Raw genomic sequence first — 21,519 nt, forward strand, 5'->3', positions numbered from 1 at the left:
TCGGCTTTAAAGCTGATAAAGGTTGCAAAACCAGAAAAGGAAAATGAGTCACTTACCACCTGACTAGTGGCACATTTTGGTAATGTGTATAATTTGGCTTTTCCTGAGACAGGAAACTCCAGCCACTGATTCAATCTTGGTTGTGAGTAATTTACTCAGTGTTGACTTTTTAATATAGGGAGGAGAAAAAAGTGTCTGGAGGTGGCAGAATACCCCTTTGGATCGTAGCTACGGTCGCAGGGTTAGGCGTAATTACTGTTTTAGGCATTTTCTTTTACGGAGCTTATGCTGGAGTTGGTTCTTCGGTATAAGTTAAAGCCTATATATATTTAGACTGATTTTTAAGCACGACTGTTTAAAAACTGTTATTAGAAACCGTCTGTCTCTTTTGGATAGGCGGTGTTGAAGCTCCCCCACTTCCTTGGGGGATTTTCAGTTTGTCAAAAATGTTTGTATAACTTCTAATTTTTTAAGTCTAATTTTTAAAGCCCAATTTTTTAAAGCTTAATTTTTTAAGTCTAATTTTTTAAAGAAAATATAAACATAGATAAGTTAGAGACGCTGGAGTCCAACGTCTCTAGAAACGTTATGTTATATCAACTTCTATGACAAAAGCAATAATCTCACAGTGAGTTACTGTAAGTTATTACGATTGCAGTAATAAAATTGGAAGTTGAAACCTAACATAATTCAAAATTTCTAACTGCTTGCCTATTAGCTTATGAAATATCGTCACTTTCCATGTAAAGTAACATATAAGCCATACCAGCGGCAGAGAATACTAGACCAACGAGGGGAACTAAAACAGAAGGCAAAAAAGATGCTGCCATAGTAAGTTTTCCTGTTAAATTAGACTGTGATACCTAAAAGGAGCTTACTCCAAATTTTGCGAAGTTTTGGAAATTATTTCAGATTTTTAACATATGATAAACTTTTGCATACATCGGCTCGATTTCATAACACTTCAATATTGATGTTGCGCATATGTACGCAGGGTTTTTAACAGTTATTTAAATACACCGAATTAGCACTTTGTATTCAAGCTCTATTTACCCACCAATAAGTCCGTAAACTAGGTTAGAAGCAAATAGACCTTGCAATGCTTGATTCATTTGGTTAGATTAAATACAACATGCTATTTGAGGTTTGATTGCTAAATGTCAAACAACACCAAAAAAAATTTGGTTGTGAATGTAAGATTCTAGTGACCTTGTGGCAATTCAATATTAGAAAGAATATTTGGAGGATATTGAATGTGCAAAGTGCGGAATTTTTTTTCGTTGCGACTGTAAGAACTGATCGCCTTGTTGGCAATTATATGTCAGGGGTGATGTTTGGGAGGTCGCATTGAAACGACAATTAAGACAATCTGTTGAACCATCATACGACCCTGAACTTCTCCAGAAGCAGCAGTTGCTATGTCAGACCGTTCAGGAAGAATCGCAATTTATTCAAAATACCATTCAACTTTACGTAAGTCGAGTGATAAAAGAATTCGGCTACAAGTTGGGTAAAAGTTGCGATCGCAATTCTATAGAGACAATAGCAAAAGAAGTTTTACACGAAACGGTTGAGACTGCTCTCAAAAAAGCTGACAAATTTGATCCTAGTCGTTCGGCTCGTCCTTGGTTATTAGGTATTGCAGCGAAAAAAATACAACGCTGGAAACGTCAACAAACCCAACATAATAAGCGAATTACACCGATAGCAGAACTTCCTCAAGTTCGTAAAATCAGACAGCAAAATTCAGGTTCTATCCCAGAAGAAGAAATTTTAGGGATATTGTACCACTCATCAAATTCATCCGATCCTGAAATGTTGGAGTATTTGCTGTCTTTGGTAAATGACAGTTATCGAAAAGTACTTAAATTAGCTTTTGTTGAAGGTTTGGATGGAGAATCTTTAGCAGCGGCATTAGGGACAACCGTAGGAGCAGCTTACACTAAAAAGCATCGTGCGATCGCGCAATTGCGTCAAGCTTATGCCCAAAGCAATAATTCGCTAGAGGAGGGCAAATAAGATGGGAAAACGAAATAAAATTCAGCACCCCTACTCCCGTGAGAAAGCTATTCATTTATATGTGCAAGCTTTAGATCGAGGTGAGATGGAAGTAGTAGCCCAAATACTTGATGCTGCTTGTGATGACCCTGAATTAGAACGAATTATTACGGAAATTAACTCAGCTTACCAAGAAGAAGAAGAATTAACGCCAATCGCTGTTGATGCACAAATTATTAGAGGTTTGCTTCATAAGCATCTGCATAGTGCATTTGAAGTTATTCAAGAAGATGACAAACCTTTAGTTTTTGAAGATATTGACGAAGAAGAAAAAGCAATAACAGTTGGTGATGTTGTTCAACGTTTACATGATATCAACCGCGTACCATCTGCAGATAGAGATGTTATTACTAAATTAATTGACAGTTCTGTTCCACTACCAGTCAAACTAAGTATTCAAGCAGTTAGAAAATTAGCACTTGAGTTAGGAATAACTGCTAGCGAACGCTTTTTGGATATGTTTCGAGATACTGCTATTACTTTATCTATGGGACGCAGCCACAGTAGGGGTCAATTAGCAGCAGCCCGCGAACAAAAAGGTCGATACAAAACCTTATCGAATAATCGTCAACCAATCAATAAAAAAACTAAAAATGATACTGGAATAGATCGAACATAAATGATACTTGAACATCGCCGTGCTGCCATTTCCCAGTCTGTAGAAATGGTATATCAAGAAGCTGGGCTGGAATTAGAAAATCTTAAACCGGGTATTATCCCATTGTACGACCTGATTAGAAGTTACCCAATTCGGGTCGCAGAAATCAAAGATATGACAATAAAAAATGTTGCCGAGTTTCTAGAAACGGAAACAGGACACAAACCACCTTTTAGCGATCGCGAAAATCCAAATTTAAGGTTAGCTGGTTATTTGTATTTACTGGAATATCAAGGTTGTTTTTATGGCTGTATTTTAGTCGAAAAAAAGCCCTATCTAGCTCCTGTATCGCGCCGCAGATTTTCAGCAGCCCATGAATTGGGACATTACTTGTTACATTTTCTTCCTTTACTGGAAAGTCACCAAGAAAATATTTCTAAAGAGCCTCTGATTTTAACAGAAGGTTTATACGTTGAAAAGGAAAATGATGACGAAATTCAGGACAGTAAAGACGAATCAACGGCAGAATTTACTTTTACGAATGGGATACAAGTGGTACTCGATCGTCTTGGGATAGATGAGAAACAAATGGAAGAAGAAGCAGATCGATTTGCTGCTGAACTTCTAATTCCAGCAACAGCTTGTTTGACTTTAGCTAAAAAATTTTGCGGTCGATTTGCTAGAAAAAGAGATGCTTTGGCTAAACGATTGGCTACCGAGTTTTTAGTCAGTGAGGAAGCAATGAAACGACGCTTAGAAGATTTGCAATTACCGGAAATACTCTTAAATGCTAATTCAGAAATAACTGAAAAATAAGATAGATATATCTAAAAAAATGGGATTAGATTTTATTAAAAACTATGGCGGTTGTCGTGTCGAGCAATATGATGCACAGTTTCCTTTTGTGGAAGAAGAAACTGATGAAGACTTAGAGCAAATTCCAGAAAACGTGAATTTAAATTATGAAGTAAGACCCCGTGCAGTTGATTGGGAGCCAATTAATTTAAATACTTCACCCAAATGGCGACCTAGTAAATGGAGCGAACGACCAACTCACTTTATAGATGGTAAAGATGTGGGGGAAACCATCGCTTCAGTGCGTTCTCCCAGCGGTCAATTAGTTCCAATCCGCCTTTCCCAAATTGGTAGTATCGCCATGCGGGTAGAAAATGGGGAATGTCGGCGCGAATTTGAGGTTGTTGATCGTGTAGTCTCAATGGCTGTAGACCTTTTCCCTTGGACGGAAGTAGAAAGTTTTGCTGCTGCTTTACAAGATAATGGATTTCGTTTACTAACAGTTCGCCCTCCTGGTGGGATAGCTTCCTACGATTTTGAAACTATGCGAAAGCGAACCAACGAGAAATCTAACACGGAAATGAAAGCGTTAGAAGGATATGCGTTTTCCCATGGTAGTGGCGAACCTACTGTGATAGATGGACTATTGCAATCAAGAACGAGAGATTTTGATATCGACAAATCACCAGTTTTTGGTGTGATTAAAACCCAGCGCCAAAACTACTTGCATATTAAAGGAATACAGGTTCTTTACGGGCTAGAAGTTGGTCAACGCACACCAGTTTTTAATATATCAAAAGGATGGTGTGATGTTATTTCTTGGTTTGTTCGTCTTTCTGGAAGTGGTGGGACAACTCCCACTACGGGAATTGTTCGCGTGGAAGCGTCAAAAGTTTGGTTTGAGAAACATCACAAGCATGATTGGGATTTTGTGGATAAGTTATCCCGAACTATATATGAGTACCGTTGTCGAGAGCGTAGTTACGGACGTGCTGCGATCTCTTTACATCCGATTGTGCGAGCGGAAGAGAGTTTAGGTTCTCTTTTTCAACCATTAAGTATCTTGTCAAATCGTTTTTATCGTTTAACACATTTATAAAGTATCAAAATAAATAACTAATATGAGTGATGAAGTATTAACTCCGGAATTTGATATCAATGGAAATGGTTCTCATGGGAATAGTTCTCATAGAAATATATCTCAGACCAATAACGCCGAAGAAATAAATTTATCTAGTAGTACTCCTGGTACTGGTGCCAAAATTATCGGTAAAGTAGCATCACCACCCCACAAAGAATCGACCTCAGAAGAGTTTCATTTTTGGGTACGACGAGACGAGTTGGTGGAAAAAACTCAAATAGTTCGTACTGAAAGTCATGTTGGCGGTAAGGTGATAAATTTTTACGCAATCGTAGAAGAGGTTTACCGACAAAGCCGTAAAAAAGATATCGGCGAAGAATTTGACGCTTTTGACGGCGATGTTGATTACAAACCAGAGTTTCGCAGTGAAGGTGTTACTTTTGCCACTGCAACAATTTTACGTACTGAACCTCCTGTTTTAGCTCCACCCTTAGAACAAAGTTCAGTTTTCTTAGGGGATGAGAATGATGCTCGACGTGCTTACAGAGCAGATGAAATTGATAATTCTCTAGCAGTTGGTTCGATCAAAAACGGTGGAAGCGCGATCGCAGGACCGGGAATGATAGACCTGGATTATCTACTGGGTATTAATGGCGGTCATATGAATGTTAACGGTGTCGCCGGTAGAGGAACAAAATCCAGTTTTCTGTTATTTGTTATTTACCAATTATTACGGAAAGCCCGTCGTCGTGCTGAAGAATATCCATCGGATCCAAATCCCTTAATAGTAGTCCCTATCATTCTCAACGTTAAAGGCTACGATTTATTTCATATTAATCGTTGGAGTAATAAGTATAAACCAGAAGAACATCGTACGGACTGGCAAATATTGGGTGTCGAAGAACCAAGACCTTTTGAAAATGCGAGCTTTTTTGCTCCACAAATTCCCAGTGGAGATACAGCAGTTACAACCGGATGTCGTAGTAAAGTGCAGTCTTACAGTTGGAGTCTGAGCAACATTATTGAAAAAGGTTTATTTAGTTACCTATTTGCTGATGATGACTCCGTTAATGATAACTTTAGAGCTTTAGTTTTAGATTTGGAAGCTCACCTGACAGATGAAAAGCTGGAAAAAGATGGTAGTGTCACGCGCAGTTTACGAAGTCAATCATCTAATCTACCTCGAACTTTTCAAGAACTTTTAGATTGGGTGTCAGATAAAGGAAATCGCGATCAATTATCCCCCGACCATCACAGAGCTACTTGGAGTAAGTTACGGCGCAAACTTTTCTTATTAGTAAATGAAGCAAATGGCATACTTCGACGTAACGACCAAAAAGGTAATCCCCTGGACTTAGGAAAACGACAAACAACAGACCCGATGGTTGTTGATTTAAACGCTCTGACACGGATTCCATCTTTACAAAGGTTTGTTGTCGCCACAATTCTCCAACAATTAATCAACGAGCGTACTGGAACCAATCGGGTTGAAGGTTTAGTTTACTTAATTGCTTTAGATGAACTTAACCGTTTTGCTCCCCGTGGTTCCAAAGATCCAATTACCCGACTGATAGAAACTGTTGCAGCCGAAATGCGATCGCAAGGAATCATTTTACTCGGCGCTCAACAACAAGCCTCAAAGGTTTCCGAAAAAGTAATTGAAAACGCAAGTATTCGTGTCATTGGTCGTAGCGGAAGTCTCGAACTTTCCCAATCAATCTGGCGTTTTTTGAGTAAAAGTAACCAGCGCAAAGCAGCAGAACTCACTGTTAGCGAAAAAATGGTGATTCAGGACAACGAACCGATGCACGTTCGAGTTCCACTTCCTCCTTGGGCTATGAATCCTCAAGAAGCAACAGGTAATCCCGCGATCGATGTGGAAGCAACAAGCGTAGAAGAAGACGACGATGATATTGCTACTTTTTAGCAGGGAGATAAGATGCGAATTTTACACACATCTGACTGGCATTTAAACGATAAGTTGGGGCGAATATCCCGCCAAGGCGACATCGTAAAACGTTTAGAAGAAATTGCCAAATACTTAGACGAATACAAAGTAGATGTAATGGTTGTTGCTGGCGATTTATTTAGTCAGTACAACCGTCTCGATGAATTAAAATCTGCTGTTGGGGATGTAAATAAGGTATTCAAGCCATTTTTGCTAGATGGTGGCACAATTGTCACCATCAGTGGTAATCACGATAATGAAGCTTTTTTTAATTTAATGAGTCTTGCTCTTGACCTCGCCGATCCAATAGACCCGAAAAAATCAGGTTCGAGACCAACCGGAAGACTTTATTTAGCAGCAAAACCGACTTACTTACTACTAGAAGATAAAGCTGGTCAAAAAGTCCAATTTGTTTTGACACCTTACCCAACTTCGTCACGTTATTTAAAAGATGAAAAGACAAACTACAAAAGTATGGGTGAGAAAAATATCTCACTTCATACGGCTATGCTTGAAAGAATTGACCGTATGAAGAATAAATACGTTAAGCCTCAATTACCAAGCGTACTAGTTGGTCACGCACATATTCGTGGAAGCGAGCTACATAATCTTTATCGCATCAGTGAAACTGAAGATGTAGTTTTTGAAGCAGGAGACATTCCTACAAATTGGGCTTATGCTGCTTACGGTCATATTCACAAACCACAAGCTTTAGCTGGTACTACCCATGTGCGTTATTCCGGTAGCATTGAGCGTCTGGACTATGGAGAAAGAGATGATGAAAAAAGTGTTGTTTTAGTTGAAATTGATGCTCGAGGTCGGACTGAAGAACCTGTATGTTTACCACTTAACGCTACACCAATATATCGCATCGAAATTAACAATCCAGAAGAAATTGCTAGCCTCAAAGATAAATATTCAGAATTAGACAGAGCTTTAGTTGATTACAAATTAACCTACAAACCAGGCGAGCATAACCGGGATGCAATTTGTCGCGAACTGGATAAAATCTTCCCCCGTTGGTGGGATCGGAAAATAGTTCCTGATGGTATATCAATATCTCCCAAACTTTCTACTTTAATTGCCGATAGACAAGATGTAGCAACAACTGTACGCACCTATTTACAGCAACAATTAGCAGGACATAAAGACAAAGATGCTGTATTGAAATTGGCAGAACAATTATTAGCTGATGAACAATTTGTAAATAATTCTGAGGTAGAAATATGATTCCAGTTCGAGTCTATGTTGAAAATTTTCTGAGCTATCGTGAAGGTCAAGTGTTAACTTTTGATGGCGCTCCCTTGTGGGTACTATCAGGAGCAAATGGTGTCGGTAAATCAACAATTTTTGATGCGATTAGATTTGCTTTATATGGAAGTCATCGCGGTGGAAGTTCAAAAACTCAAAAAGACTTAATTAATCATCAAGCTGATGCGTTAACTGTTGAATTTGATTTTCTTATTGATGGACAGGCGTATTGTATTCGTAGAATAGTTCCCAGACGTGGAAAAGCGACACGAGAAGTTTTTCGTATTGATTCGTCATCAAAAGGAAATTCTGGCAATAAACCAGTAGCAAATACAGACAGTGATTCAGGTTTTAAAGATTGGGTTAAACGCGCTATTGGTTTAGACGATAAAGCCTTTACATCATGCATACTACTCATTCAAGGTAAAAGTGACAAATTGATTGAAGCTGCGCCATCTGCACGTTACGAAATACTCAAACAATTAATAGATTTAACAGCATACGACAAGTTACATAAATTAGCAGATGCTCGTCGTAAAGATTGTGAAGGACACGTAAAAAGTCTTAAATCACAATTGGAATCATCAGATAAAGTAAGTGATGCAGAATTAAATGCGGCTCAAGAAGTCCGAAAGTTAACTGAGGAGAATTGGAAAAAATCGCAGAACAAAGTCGATAGTTTGGGAAGTTTACTTGAGCAATCTAGACGATGGGAAGAACTAAATTCCCAAATTTTAGAACAGCAAAGCGAACTACAAAAATATCAAGCATTGATAACCCGTACTGACGAGATAGAACAAAAATTCACGCGCTACAAAGAACTAGAAACTGTACTACCCCTACTGAGTTCTATTATTGAACAACGTCAACGCATTACTGATAACGAGAACGAGATTGAAAAACTTAACCGGAAATGTCAACAAGTAAAAGATGATTTAAATTTAAAATCTGCAGAGAAAGATGAAATTAATAAGCGAATAGAAGAAATAAACCAAAAAATTGAAAATCAACAAAAGGATAGTAATAATATTGCCGAACAGTTAGTTGAATTAACGCCTTTAGTTGAAAAGCTATCACAATTAGAGTCGATTCAAAAAAAATTACAAGATTTAAAACAAGATTTAACTGTTTTTCCTTCTGATTTAGAGGAATTATTGCAAAAAGCAGAGTCAGAAGAAAAAGGATTAGATGCGATCGCAAAAACATTACCTTGGTTAAGACAGCTAGCTCAGGGACGTATTAAATTAATAGACGCTGTACAAAAACAAGAAGAAACGCATAAAAATTTAGAGCATTTGCAAACTCAGTTAGAACAATATCAAATCCAACAAGAAGAACTAAATACTGATGTTGCAAATGCTCGTAAAACTGAGAAAAATTTATCTCACAATATAACTCGTATTGAAACTGAGTATAAAGCTGCTTCTAGTAAACGCGATAATTTTGAAGAAGTATCTCATCAACCCATATGTGAATTATGCGGACAAGAGATTACACCCGAACACGCTCAATTAGAAAAATCACGTCTAGATAATCAGTTAGCAGAGGCTAAAGCTAATTTAACTAGTCTGAATAACGAACATCACAAAGCGCAGGATAATCTTAATTTACTCTCAAGAAAATTGGATGATTTAAACAAACAAATTCAAGTCAATAATAAAGATTGTCACCAAAAGCAAAATCAGCTGAATCAAGCACAACGAGAAATTAAACAGTATACCGAACAAATAAAGAATGCATTTAGCAACTTACCAGTAACTTATCAGGTAAATGTGTCTCCATATCAAATAGATGATGATTTAGGTTGGCTTGATACTAGTTACCCAACAGAAGCAGATTTAGAAGAGTTAAATATACAGTTAATAAACCGAAAAGTTCATACCCAAAATTTAAAAAGTCTACGCAATCAATTTTCTGAATGGCAAATATTAAATACAGAATATCAAACCTATAATAAACAGTTCATCGAACTTGAAAAAAATTTATCACTATCTGATGCTCAAAAAGCACGTGGTGAAAAAAATAAATTACAAGAATCACAAAAAGAACTACAAACATTCCTGAAATCATTGAATAAAGAGCAAAAGCAAAATATTCAAAATTCTCAAAAAATTAATGAAAAATTTGATATACAGTCACGTCAATTACAAAATCACCAAATAAATTTAAGCGATAAAAAAGGTTCTCAAAATGAGACTCAACGCCGCTTACAGTCTGATTCAGAAAGCTTACCACCTCAGTGGCAAGAATCAGTAACAAACATAGATGAAGAAAAGCTAGAAGAGTTAGATAGTGAAAGAAAAGTACTAACGGAGTATGAGAATTTATCCAACCAATTAAATATTGCCAGCCAACAGGTAACTTTTCTCCAACAACAAATTAATAAAATAACTAACCAGATCGAACAATTACCTAGCGAAGCAAGACGCGCTATCCAAGAAATTGAGCAAGAACTTACAACTGCAAAATCCGAGCGAGATACCTTTGATGTCAATCGACAGAATGCTCAAAATAACTTAAATCAACTGAATAACAAATGCGAGCATTACCAGCAACTAGAAGAAAAAAAACTTGAGCTAGAACGCAACCAAAGCTTATACAAAATACTTTGCGATTTGCTAGGTAATGGGAAACAAGGTCTGCAATTGAAATTACTACGCGATGCAGAACAAACTATTGTGCAGCTTGCTAATGAGATTTTAGACGGTTTATCTCGGGGAAAAATGAGATTAGAATTACGTGCAGAAGCAGAGAAATCAGCTGGTGACTCTAACAAAGCACTAGATTTACAAGCATATAACGAAGAAGTAGGACCCTACCCCACACCAATAGCTCAAATTAGTGGTAGTCAGCGATTTAGAGTTGCTGTTAGTTTAGCACTAGCTATTGGTCAATATGCAGGACAAAGCACGCGTCAAATAGAATCAGTCATTATCGATGAAGGCTTTGGTAGTTTAGATAAAAATGGGCGCGATGATATGATTCAAGAACTTAACGAATTGCAACATCGACTAAAACGTATCATTTTAGTTTCGCACTTAGAAGATTTTTCATCTGCTTTTTCTAATGGTTATTCCATTGAATTAGTTGATAGAGCCTCAAAAGTAAGGCTTTTAGAACCTGTATAACACCAAAAATAATAAAATTAAGAACGTTACTTTAATCGTAATAACCATTACCAATTACCAATTACCAATTACTATATTTGCGTTAATTCATCCAATCGAATTTTGGGTAAATTTGGAGGAATCACCTCTCTCATAATCGAGAATTTATGACTTTCTTGCTGAGTCAGTAAATCTATTGCGATCGCCTCAATCCGAATTTTTAAACAACCAAATGGTATATGCAGTAAAGTCATAGCTTCCAATCCTTTTGTTGGATGGGGAAGTAAATTCGTTATTAGGTGAGGACCTGATAGTAAAGAACGTGTTTGACAGTCTTCTAACCATAGTTTGACTGCAACCTGCTCCTCAACTTTAGGAAGTTGTACCCTTACTCTAATTGAGGTACCAGATATTAGTTCTCCTTGGGGTATTTGTAGCTTTGGTGTAGGTAGTGTTTCAACAAATGAGATTTCTCCCAAAGAAGTTCCTGGTGTTATGGATGGTTGTAATAGGGGATGAGATTGGGTATTGAGTTGAGTTTCTACTTCAACCGGTTCAATGTCATCTACAACAATTTCTTTTGCAAGGAAGGTTGATTCAACTTTACTTTGAGCATATGATGCTGCTAATTGTAAGATGTGAGGGGACGACTCAGTTTGTAGGTCACGTGAATTAGAAAAGACAGACTGGGAAGAAACTGATTGGAAAGAAGTAGGTGCTGTTTCTTCACTCCTATTATCTGCTGCTTCAGGTGCTTCGATGAAATTATGTTCGCTAGTCTGAAAATCGATTTCAATGGTCGAAAATATTTCGGTGTTCTCCCGTTGATGTAAGTTATCAGTAAGTTGGGGTGGAATATGTCCGTGACTTTCCATCCATTGACGAATTAAAGGAGAAGAGTGTAAATTTTCTGCAGAAGTAGTTTCTGTAAGATTGGATAAAATCTCAGATAAATTTGTTTCTGAGGAAAGATTACTGGTTGTTTCTTGGTCTGAAGTGATCTCCAATTCTGACTTTTCAGCTAAATTATCAAAGTTTGATGCAGATAAAGGAAAATGTTTGTCATCAATTTCATTTTCCTGAACTTGTTTGGTTTCTTGAAGTCGATTGGTTTCTTGAACTACTTCAGTCTGTCCAATTTGTAAAGATGGATCGTTCAAAGGTTCATCAAAACTTTCGTACTTCAAATTATCTAAAGGTAAATCAGTAGAATCAAAATCGCGATCGCAATCTTGATTTACAAGTTCTTCTTCATTAACCAAAACTGGAAGACGTCTCAAAAAAGGAAAAGTCGTGCTTTTGGCTTCGGTACAATCTAAAGAATGTTCTGAATGGGTAGAGCTAATCAAATCCTGTTGTGAATTCGTCAACCTTGGTCTTTGAGAAATACGATAGGATATCGATTTCGGTGCAGATTTTACCTTAGATGGAGAACTTATAGAAACTGAACTTGTAGAGATAGAATTTGTAGAAACTGAATTAGATATTAATTCCGAATTCTCAAATTCTGAATTTGAGGGCTGAATCGATTTAACCAGATTTAAAAGTTCTAAATTGAGATTGGGGGAATCTGAATCAGAAGCTTTATTCTCATCACCAGCTGCTAGTTGTAAAACTGGTGCTTCAGGAGAAGCAAGTTCCTTACGTTGAGTTGAATTTGCAACTGCTAATAATTCTGTAATATTAGCTGTAATAGTAAAAGGTTGAGTAGCTAAAATTTCAGCTTCTCCAATAACTACTTCTTCAATTGCTCCCAACATCCCAGATAAACTAATGCTGGCTAAAATTAGTTTTGATTCGCACTCAGACGGGATTTTAATTGAACAAGCAATCTCAAATGGTAATATTTTTTTTGGTAAAGATTGCTTGACTTCGTGTAGTAATTCCCCATTCAATGGCGATCGCAGTTCAATTTTAATTTCTCCTGCAGTAACACTCTCTAAATCAGAGCCTTCACCAACATTTAAGTTTTCGTCACAAGAATTTTCACCACAACTTGGAGCGGTAATTTCTTTTAGCTGAACCTTTCCTTCAACAGTGAGATATTCTCCCCAATTAATTACGTAGTTTTCTTGGGCTAAAGTTAACTGTAAGGGTAATGTTGGAGCTAAATCAACAGAATTATCAATCTCCAGCTCAGGAGTAAGTAAATAATCCTCAGTTGGTAAAGCTAAATCTATTAAGTTTTGTAAAATATGTTCTACTGAATCACTCTTAAGCCAAACCGGGCTTACAGGTGCGTCAATAATCGTATAACCTTCTGTTTCTAATTCAAACTCAGTTACCGCAAAACTAGTTTGCGGTACAATCGCTAAGGCTGTAGAAGATAAATCGTCATCATCATTGGAAGTATTTTCTGCTATCTCATTGCGATCGGAGATATTTGGATCGTTTACCTCTTTACTATTTAGACAGTTTTGTTTTTCTGCTGTTTGTTCTTTTGTTTGTTCTTTGCTTACTAATACTGTCTCAGCATCACGAACAGCATCTGTCTGCTTATCTAATATAGTAATTTCTTTTATATTATTTTCTTTCGTAGAAATTTTATTCTTATCAGTTATAGACGAGTTTAAGTTCGTCTCATCCAAATCTCGATCTACTTGCTTAGATGAAGCATTGACTGAAGTAGAAGTAGGAACTAAAAGAGATTTTTTAGCGTGTTTTACAGCATTGAGTATTTTCCTGCTGTGGGTTTGTTCGTCAGAATTCTGGCTTATGGTTGCTGAATTATCGTTTGCAGATATTTCTGGGGCGGAGGAATTCTCAACTTTTGTATCTATATCTTGAGGTAAGACTTCTAACTCTATACGAAATTGCCAAGATTGACCGAGAATATCCGACATCAAATCGCCAGAACATTGTATCTCCCAAAGACCGGGTTTAAAGAAAGTGAAAGGAATCACCGCCATTAAACCATCTGCATTAGTACGACAAGTTCGTTTTTGTACGCGACGTTTTGGTGGAATCTCCAATGTAGATGAATGCGTAACTCGCACTTCTACATCCGTATTGGCAAGATTTGAGCGAGCCACCAGCCTGTACTTTCCCGCCGAAATCTCTAATTTTGTCGATTCCAAAGGATTCCAAGAGTGTTCGCCCTGTTTCTGTATGAGAAATTGCCAGTCTTTCATTGTCAGTGATGTTTAGACAGTTATGGCACAGATTGATATGTTAAATTAACTTGTCTGTCAGTTTAACTTCTTCACTTGTAAATTAGTCACTTTATATCAAAACTTCTAACTAGTAAGCAGTTTTAATTACTTTATATTAAAATCTTTAGTTAATAAGTAGTTTTAAATTATACTTACATCCATTTTTATTGATGTCAATTGCAATTTAAAACAGCTTTTGCATTATTTTCATTTGATTTAAAGTGTATGGTTAGCTTGACTGAATGTGAATGATTTTGTTTGTGACTGCAAAAACGCTGATTAAATGAAGGTAATTGGTAGCTTTTAGTACTTTTTGTCCGAGGTTAAGTCATTACGGATAAGGAGTTTGGAGGAAAAACTTTATTTACCATACAAGATGGGAATAGATTCATCAGTCAAAAAATAAGTATTTTCAACGACTTTTAAAGAAAAATCTTTCCTTAAACTTAAAGATTGTACAAAAAACGTCCCTGACCGATTTGCAAGAACGTTTGTAATGACTTGTGAATTAATGACTTATGAATTAATCAATTATGAATTTGAAATGAGGTGTGTTAAAAATTACATTTGACCCATCGTTACCTGCATTTACCTTTCAGATTTAACCAGTCGAGAAGGTGTTACATCAAAAACAACAGTGAAGGGTTGCTCAAGTTCTTGCTCTAACAAATCCTCTACCATTGCAACTTCTTTAGGTGTAATTGGTTCAATAGCTCTTGCATTTAGTTGTACTATAGGTGGCTTAGTGCGCCAGTTAATATCTAAATCGATTACTTCTACGTCTTGGCGATCTACGAGAGAACGAGCTACTAAAATCTTTTCCACCGATTCATTAACTCTAGCTTGACTAATTAGTTGCCAAAAACTAATTCCCAAGGGAATAGCGAGCATGACAATCAAAATAAAAGAAATCCCCCAAGAAAGACTTCTACCCAGTTCGTTACTCCTAGCGTATCCACCTAAAACGTAAACGCTTAAACAAGCTAAATTAATACCAATGAGGTTGGTAAGGTATAGTAACATTGCCCCCCAAGCTGAATCCCATTCTCCCTGGGAAAGCAATAAGCCAACAACGCAAAGAGGTGGCATTAGCGCTACTGCGATCGCAGTCCCTGGTATCGCATCCCCAATAGAGGGACGAATCTTAGAATAACCACTAATTCCACCTGCAACAATTGCAATTAACAAATCGATTAAAGTTGGTTGGGTTCTTGCTAAAATCTCAGAACCTAACTGGGGTAAGCCAAGGATTATACCTACTAAACAAGAGCAGAAGATCGCTAGAAGACTCCCTATAGCGATCGATAAGAAACTACTGCGTAAAAGCCTTATATCTCCTTCTAAAGTGCCGAATGACAATCCTCTCAACGGCGACATTAAAGGAGCAATAATCATTGCACCGATAATTACAGCAGTACTGTTAATTAACAATCCGAAAGTTGCAATTAGACAAGAACTGACTATAAGTACTAAGTAATTTTGGTTTAGCTCAGCATCTTGAAGTAAAGATTCTCTGAGTTTCAAAATCGGAATTGCACCCAATCCAAAGCTTCTAAACAATTGCCAAGTCTTACTCATGACAATTACTGTATCCACAATCTTTTTCTAAGATAATGACATAATTTATACTAAATAAATACTCCCTAAGAAAGGCTTACGTAAATCTTGCGGACTAAATATAGGTCTTTAAGTAATCCTTGTCGAGTCCTATTTTGGACAAAGGCTAAATCCCCCGTTTAGAAAACGGGGATATGCTTAACATAATTCTGTATTACGCTAAAAAACGTCCCTGAATATCTGACAAGGACGTTTAATTCTGTGACTAAGCTTAATATTTCTAGGCCGCTTCCTCAAAGAAAATTACTTATTCTCATAATTTCCTTACTAGTGTTAGGAATTTTTTTTCGTTTCGTCAATTTAGATCGCAAAGTCTACTGGCACGATGAAGTTTACACCTCAATGCGGAGTTCTGGTTACACAGGCAAAGAAGTGGGCGAACAAGTATTCAATGGTAATGTTATTAGCATAGCAGATTTACAGAAGTATCAACGCCTTAGTCCTGAGAAAAACTTAAATGACACGATTGATGCTTTGATAAAACATCCCGAACATCCACCACTTTATTACCTAATGGTGAGATTTTGGATGCAGTTCTTTGGTAGTTCTGTTACTGTGACTAGAAGCTTATCTGCTGCTCTAAGCCTACTAGTTTTTCCTAGCATCTATTGGCTTAGCCTGGAATTATTCGAGTCTTCACTGGTGGGGTGGGTTGCTGTTGCAATTTTCACTGTCTCTCCTTTTCATGTTCTCTACGCCCAAGAAGCACGTGAGTACAGTCTCTGGACAGTTACCATTTTGCTATCAAGTGCTGCACTACTGCGAGCTATACGTCAAACAAAAAATCAAGACACAAAATTGCCGATTTTGTCTTGGAGTATGTATGCAGTCAGTTTGGTGCTAAGCTTCTACACTTTTCTATTTTCTGCATTTGTTGCTATTGGACATGGTGTCTATGTATTTGCAACTGAAGGGTACAGGATTACTAGGACTTTTACAGCTTATCTGCTTGCATCTCTTGTAGGAGTTATAGCTTTCATCCCTTGGTTTTTAGTTATTATTGTTAACTTCACTAGAGTCAAGCAACAAACACATTGGACAACAATAAAAACACCGATATTATTTTTGTTCAAAATTTGGGGTCTGCACTTAAGTTGTATCTTCCTGGATTTTGGTCTGGATATTGAACATCCATTTACTTATTTAGTGCCACCACTTTTGTTGTTCTTGGTAGGATATAGCATTTATTTTCTGTATCGCAATACTACCCAACAGGTTTGGTTATTTATTTTGGCACTGATTGGAATTACGCCTTTGTTTCTAATTGCACCAGATTTAATTTTTGGGGGGATTCGTTCAGCTGAAAGTCGTTATTTTGTACCTGTTTACATAGGTATTCAATTAGCAGTAGCTTACTTATTTGCTACTAAAATTTCTGCTGTAAATATATTAAGACAGCAGGTATGGCGAGGAATAATGCTTGTCCTAATTTCTGGTGCAGTTATTTCTTGTACAGTAAGCTCTCAATCTGAAACTTGGTGGAATAAGAAAGTTAGCTATCACAACCATTACATAGCCAAAATAATCAATCAAGCAAATTCACCACTTTTAGTCAGCGAGACTTCTGACTTTAAAGCTGGTAATATAATATCTCTTAGCTATTTACTAGAACCAAAAGTTAAGTTCCAGTCGATAACCGATCCAAAAGTTCAAAAAATAGCTGATGGTTTTAGCGACATATTCTTACATTATCCGAGAGAAGATTTTCAACGAATCCTCGAACAACAACATAATGCCAAAGTAGAGATGGTAAAAAATCCTCATAATGCACCCTTATGGAAACTAATTAGGTAAGAGGGAAAGTCTTAGGGACTTTCCAAAAATGAATAATCTTGTTTACCTATTTTTTGGTTTTAACAACTATGGCGATTTCGATAATAAGCCAAAATTTTGTCTACTAATAGCCGACTTTGTGGATCGAGATTTTCGTCATGCTCGAGCCATAAACCAGCAATTTGACTTTGGTTGTAATCAAACTCGGTGGAAGTTTGAGGAATTAAATCGATTTTCACTCCATCTACTTGACGTAAATGTGCGGCGACTTCCCGATATACAGCTAAGGGTAAATCAGGAAATTCTATTTTCTCTTTAATTGTCGACATAATAGAAATTTTTAGGTAGAACCGGTAGCAATTTGGGATGGAGACGGGACATTTAGGGAAGCTTCGATACTTTGAGATGTACTCTTTTCTCCAACCATTTTGGCTACTTCAATACCATATTGTTCCAGAATAACCACTGGATCGGAACCCTCATTAACTTCGATGCGCTTCACAAATACTCCATTGGAAAGTCTAGCACCGGAACTCACATATCTACTAGTTGGCTCAGAAGGAACCTTGATAATAGCTTGTGCTCTACCACCAACTAAAACAACTCCTGTAACTTCCACCGCTCTTGCTAATTCGGGTTGAGGTGGGGGTGGTAACACAGAAGTAAGGTCGGGTTGAGGAAGAACTGCTGGTAAAGTTTTTGGTACTACGGAAACTGGTTTTGGTACCTTTGTGGTAGCTATCTTTGTTGCTTGTTTTGATTTTGAATTCCTGTTCGCAATCTTTGTGGATAATTTTTGTTTTAAATTCGGTCCGGTAGAAGCAGATATAACCCGACTTCTCTTTGGTCTAAGTGGTGGTAAGCTCGGTACCGGTTTTTGCTGTTTTTGTTGTCCTTGCGCAACAATTACTTCATCAGTCTCTTTTGGCGCAGTAGGAATTATGGGGGATATAATTCTTGCGAATGGGTCTTTTCGTCCCTTTGCAACAATATTTGCCCTTTCGGTGCTATCAGTAGAACTAATTAAATTTGGCGTTCTTGTAATTACAGTCGGTAAATCAGGAGTATTTTTTTTAGGAGCTACAACAGGATTATTAAACGGTTGTTGTTCCGTTTTTTGAGCTTGTTCCTCACCTTCATTTGAATTATTAGCTTCTTCACTTCCGGAAGAGCATCCAGCGATCGCCAAAGCCAGGATAGTTGCAACTAAGATTGTTAAATTTTTGCCCATTAGCTGTTCTCAAAAGCCTTATTGTTAATAGGTTTGTCAGTCAGATTTGTATTAAAAGCAAAACCTGTCACTGTTATAACCTAATTTTCTGGCAGTCAAAAGTTGCAAATAAGACTTTTACAATCAGTTAAAATACTGGCTGATTATTCCCTATCCCTTAATGATAATTTTGAGATGTTTGGGAAAGAATATCCATCCAAATCCAAATCAGGATATCTTTAATAAATTTCCTATCTTACCAATGATTGAGACCCCACCTCAAAGGTTATGAATGAGAGTAGAGTCTATCAAAATTCCTTTCTAAGTTTAGCCTGGATACTTTATTTCATAACTAATCATCGGTTCCAATCATTATTGTTTTCAGAGACTCCAATCCTTTTTTGACACGACGAGAAACAGTAACTACACTAATACCAAGATGCTCTGCGACTTGTTTTTGAGTTAAATCTTGAAAGAAAACAAACTCCAAGATTTCTCTAGTACGTTTTTCTAGTTGTACCAACGACTGTTGTAGACGAATTCGGTCCTCTTGCGCTAACTGGAAACTGTGGTATTGGCGATCAGGAACTAACTCTCCCAAGCAAGCAGAACTATCATCTCCATCTTGCACTGGTACATCTAAACTTAGAGGCGCGCGGTTAGCCCAAGCTAATTGAATTTCTTGCCATTCAGATATGGAAATTTCTAATGCTGCTGCGACTTCAGAGTCAGTTGGTTGGCGGTTATATTGTTCTCGTAATGAACGAGAAACTTTTATACCTTGTTGTTGTAGTGCTAACCAACGTCGAGGAATTCTAACAGTAACACCCTTGTCTCGCAGATAGTGTTGGATTTCACCGCGAATATAGGGAATTGCAAAAGAACTGAATGCATGACCCTTGGAAATCTCAAATTTTTCAATCGCCCGAATTAAACCCAAGGAGCCTACTTGAATTAAATCATCGTAGTTTTCTTGGCATTGATTTATCCAATAGTGAGCTTCTTTTCTCACTAATCCAAAGTTAAGTTGCACTAATTTGTTACGAATCTCGGCAGAAGGATTTCGCTGATATTCCCGCAAAAATTGCCAAATTTCGTGCTTAAGTTCGTTATTAACTATGGTGGTAGGCATGGGCACCTTATATCTTGCTCACACAATTATTTGAATGAATAATCACCATACATTCGGTTTCATTTCTATTGGCGAACGGGTTGTATATTAGTTGAGTGATGCTCATTCATTTTTTAAGGAATGAAAAAAGGTACACGAAACTTGCTCATATCACGTACATAAAGATACAAGCTTAAATTCGCCAACGTTATAGTGTGTCAGACTAAGACGCTACCTTTACCAATCAAAATATCTATGGCGACAAGTTACAAATTTTGTGCTAAAAGTTTTGTGCGGAAAATCTCATGACTTTGAAAATCTTATGCTGAAAACTTTACACGAAAAATCACTTGTCTATCATGACCCGTACTTTGAGAATAAACCCGGATTGAGATTGGCGATTGATTTATTAAAATTTTCTAGTTTATTTAATTAGTGATGGCTTAAAAGCCAAGGATTTCAAAAGACATAACGCCAAGATATTAAATTTCTTACCCAATCTCAAACCGAAATAGTACTTAATTTAAATCGGGCAGTTATTTGTTGAATATTTAGACATAATCCAAAAAAATGATAAATTTCGTCAAAATTTTTCAGAATCAATCAATTTTTTGGAGAATTTTTGTTGAAAATTAGTCTTTGTAGCTGATATAAACACTTAAAGCTTAGCGTAGTAAATATATAGCTTAGAAAAGCCCTTAGCTAAAGACAAATTAAAATAGAAAGCACCCAAAAAAATAAGAGTGCCATTGAATAACACTCTTACATGCTTTATATATATATTCGACACTCTATTTACTCGATGGTCTGGGGTGAAAATTTAGGTTAGTAACTGCAGCTCAAAAATTTACTCGAAATTTTATATTAACCATTACCCATTACCAGTAATTACAAGAAAGTGAGTCGCTCGAAAATGGCTGAATAATTTAAATTTCCGCAAATGCACGTTCGATTAAACGTCTGGCGAGGGTTTGAGTTCCCGTGTGCTCATAGTAATTGGTACTCAAATCTAAGAATGCAGCAAGATAGTCTAATTTACTGTCAGCCACATCAACAAAATTCTGGATCCTATTAGCAACTTTGTCAGTAGTTAAATCCTGAGACGATACTAAACCAGACATCCAACCTTTGACAGAATCAAAGCTTGAACCAATAAAATTAAGTTTACCCTCAGCGGTTTTACCTGGAATTGCTTCCCTAAGATTATCAAAGGTTTTATTTTCCTCTAATTCTTGGGGAGATGTACGACTGAGAAAAGATTGGGTTTGTTTAATGAAGTCTGGACCGAGAGGAATCAAACCATCCACACAAACTAGTGCGACCATCCGCATTAAAGACTCGCCACTATATTCACCCAAGGAACCAACAAAATCGCCGATGCTATCGCCGGGGATACCGTTAATCTGGCAAAAAGCTAATAATTCAGCCACCAGTTTCAAGGAAAGATCGATAGTTTGAGCCTTATCAGGTTTGGGTGTAATTCGATTTAAAAAACCTAGGAGTGGTATTTTTTCCCCAACTTTATTTGCTAAAGCTGCCGTACCCAACATTTTATCGGTGCTGTCAACGGTTTGGTAAAGCCACATAGCCCGCTGATAACCTTGAGAACGATCATTATAAAGATATATAGCCCGTTCGCCAATTGCTTGAATTAAACTTTCGTCTGTTTCTCCGGTAATATGCTTAATAGTGTTGACAAAGCCAACTACATTTTCCCACTTCCCCGGCATAGCGAAATCTAGGGAATTAAGCATGGAAACGGTCAAGCCGCCTGTTGGTAGTTCATCTACCAATTCAAAAATTGGTTTACTCACAGTA

16 protein-coding genes are annotated in these 21,519 nt (G+C 37.1%); 9 read left to right on the plus strand and 7 right to left on the minus strand.

The annotated features are described in order from the left end of the window. The first annotated feature begins 191 nt into the window (after positions 1-191). Complete coding sequence (locus tag BC008_RS46410) at positions 192-311, plus strand: photosystem II reaction center protein J (protein WP_072207712.1); 120 nt, start codon at positions 192-194, stop codon at positions 309-311. Between the two features lie 408 nt (positions 312-719). Here BC008_RS46410 and psaI read toward each other — a convergent pair whose 3' ends face one another. Then, positions 720-830, minus strand: coding sequence for a photosystem I reaction center subunit VIII (psaI, locus tag BC008_RS46415; RefSeq protein ID WP_072207711.1), 111 nt, complete (start codon positions 828-830; stop codon positions 720-722). Between the two features lie 517 nt (positions 831-1,347). Between psaI and BC008_RS13105 the strand changes: the two genes are divergently transcribed. Genes BC008_RS13105 through BC008_RS13135 form a run of 7 tightly spaced genes read left to right on the plus strand, consistent with a single transcriptional unit; the run spans position 1,348 to position 10,859 of the window. After that, positions 1,348-2,019, plus strand: coding sequence for an RNA polymerase sigma factor (locus BC008_RS13105; RefSeq protein WP_027843495.1), 672 nt, complete (start codon positions 1,348-1,350; stop codon positions 2,017-2,019). A gap of 1 nt (position 2,020) precedes the next feature. Beyond that, positions 2,021-2,677: a hypothetical protein gene (locus BC008_RS13110; protein WP_027843494.1), complete on the plus strand. Its 657-nt coding sequence runs from the start codon at positions 2,021-2,023 to the stop codon at positions 2,675-2,677. Continuing rightward, complete coding sequence (locus BC008_RS13115; protein WP_027843493.1) at positions 2,678-3,472, plus strand: ImmA/IrrE family metallo-endopeptidase; 795 nt, start codon at positions 2,678-2,680, stop codon at positions 3,470-3,472. It abuts the gene before it with no gap. Positions 3,473-3,491: 19 nt separating this feature from the next. Further along, positions 3,492-4,550: a hypothetical protein gene (locus BC008_RS13120; protein ID WP_027843492.1), complete on the plus strand. Its 1,059-nt coding sequence runs from the start codon at positions 3,492-3,494 to the stop codon at positions 4,548-4,550. 22 nt (positions 4,551-4,572) lie between these two features. Then, positions 4,573-6,459 (plus strand): ATP-binding protein, encoded by a 1,887-nt coding sequence (locus BC008_RS13125; RefSeq protein ID WP_027843491.1) that lies wholly within the window; start codon positions 4,573-4,575, stop codon positions 6,457-6,459. A 12-nt stretch (positions 6,460-6,471) separates the two neighbouring features. Next, on the plus strand, positions 6,472-7,710 hold the full coding sequence (locus BC008_RS13130; RefSeq protein WP_027843490.1) for a metallophosphoesterase family protein: 1,239 nt from the start codon (positions 6,472-6,474) through the stop codon (positions 7,708-7,710). Continuing rightward, a complete protein-coding gene (locus tag BC008_RS13135; RefSeq protein WP_027843489.1) occupies positions 7,707-10,859 on the plus strand; it encodes an AAA family ATPase in 3,153 nt (1,050 codons plus the stop codon). The genes BC008_RS13130 and BC008_RS13135 overlap by 4 nt, the downstream gene beginning before the upstream one ends. A 71-nt stretch (positions 10,860-10,930) precedes the next feature. Here the strand turns inward: BC008_RS13135 and BC008_RS51305 are convergent, their stop codons facing one another. Beyond that, complete coding sequence (locus tag BC008_RS51305) at positions 10,931-13,969, minus strand: hypothetical protein (protein WP_058183537.1); 3,039 nt, start codon at positions 13,967-13,969, stop codon at positions 10,931-10,933. A gap of 609 nt (positions 13,970-14,578) precedes the next feature. Then, positions 14,579-15,586: a TIGR00341 family protein gene (locus BC008_RS13145; protein WP_201026115.1), complete on the minus strand. Its 1,008-nt coding sequence runs from the start codon at positions 15,584-15,586 to the stop codon at positions 14,579-14,581. A gap of 222 nt (positions 15,587-15,808) precedes the next feature. On the opposite strand from BC008_RS13145, the gene BC008_RS13150 reads away from it, so the two are divergent. Continuing rightward, positions 15,809-17,401: a glycosyltransferase family 39 protein gene (locus BC008_RS13150; RefSeq protein WP_036265550.1), complete on the plus strand. Its 1,593-nt coding sequence runs from the start codon at positions 15,809-15,811 to the stop codon at positions 17,399-17,401. A gap of 59 nt (positions 17,402-17,460) precedes the next feature. Here the strand turns inward: BC008_RS13150 and BC008_RS13155 are convergent, their stop codons facing one another. The 4 genes from BC008_RS13155 to BC008_RS13170 all read right to left on the minus strand — a co-directional run bounded on the left by BC008_RS13155 (position 17,461) and on the right by BC008_RS13170 (position 21,515). Further along, a complete protein-coding gene (locus tag BC008_RS13155) occupies positions 17,461-17,709 on the minus strand; it encodes a hypothetical protein (protein ID WP_058183536.1) in 249 nt (82 codons plus the stop codon). 11 nt (positions 17,710-17,720) lie between these two features. Then, positions 17,721-18,611 carry a hypothetical protein gene (locus BC008_RS13160; RefSeq protein WP_027843484.1) on the minus strand — a complete coding sequence of 297 codons (891 nt, stop codon included), beginning with the start codon at positions 18,609-18,611 and terminating at the stop codon, positions 17,721-17,723. Between the two features lie 331 nt (positions 18,612-18,942). Beyond that, complete coding sequence (locus tag BC008_RS13165) at positions 18,943-19,722, minus strand: RNA polymerase sigma factor SigF (protein WP_027843483.1); 780 nt, start codon at positions 19,720-19,722, stop codon at positions 18,943-18,945. A 905-nt stretch (positions 19,723-20,627) separates the two neighbouring features. Beyond that, entirely contained in the window at positions 20,628-21,515 is an 888-nt protein-coding gene (locus tag BC008_RS13170; protein ID WP_027843482.1) for a hypothetical protein, read from the minus strand. Between the last annotated feature and the right edge of the window lie 4 nt (positions 21,516-21,519).

This window comes from Mastigocoleus testarum BC008 (assembly GCF_001456025.1).
Taxonomy (GTDB): Bacteria; Cyanobacteriota; Cyanobacteriia; order Cyanobacteriales; family Nostocaceae; genus Mastigocoleus; species Mastigocoleus testarum.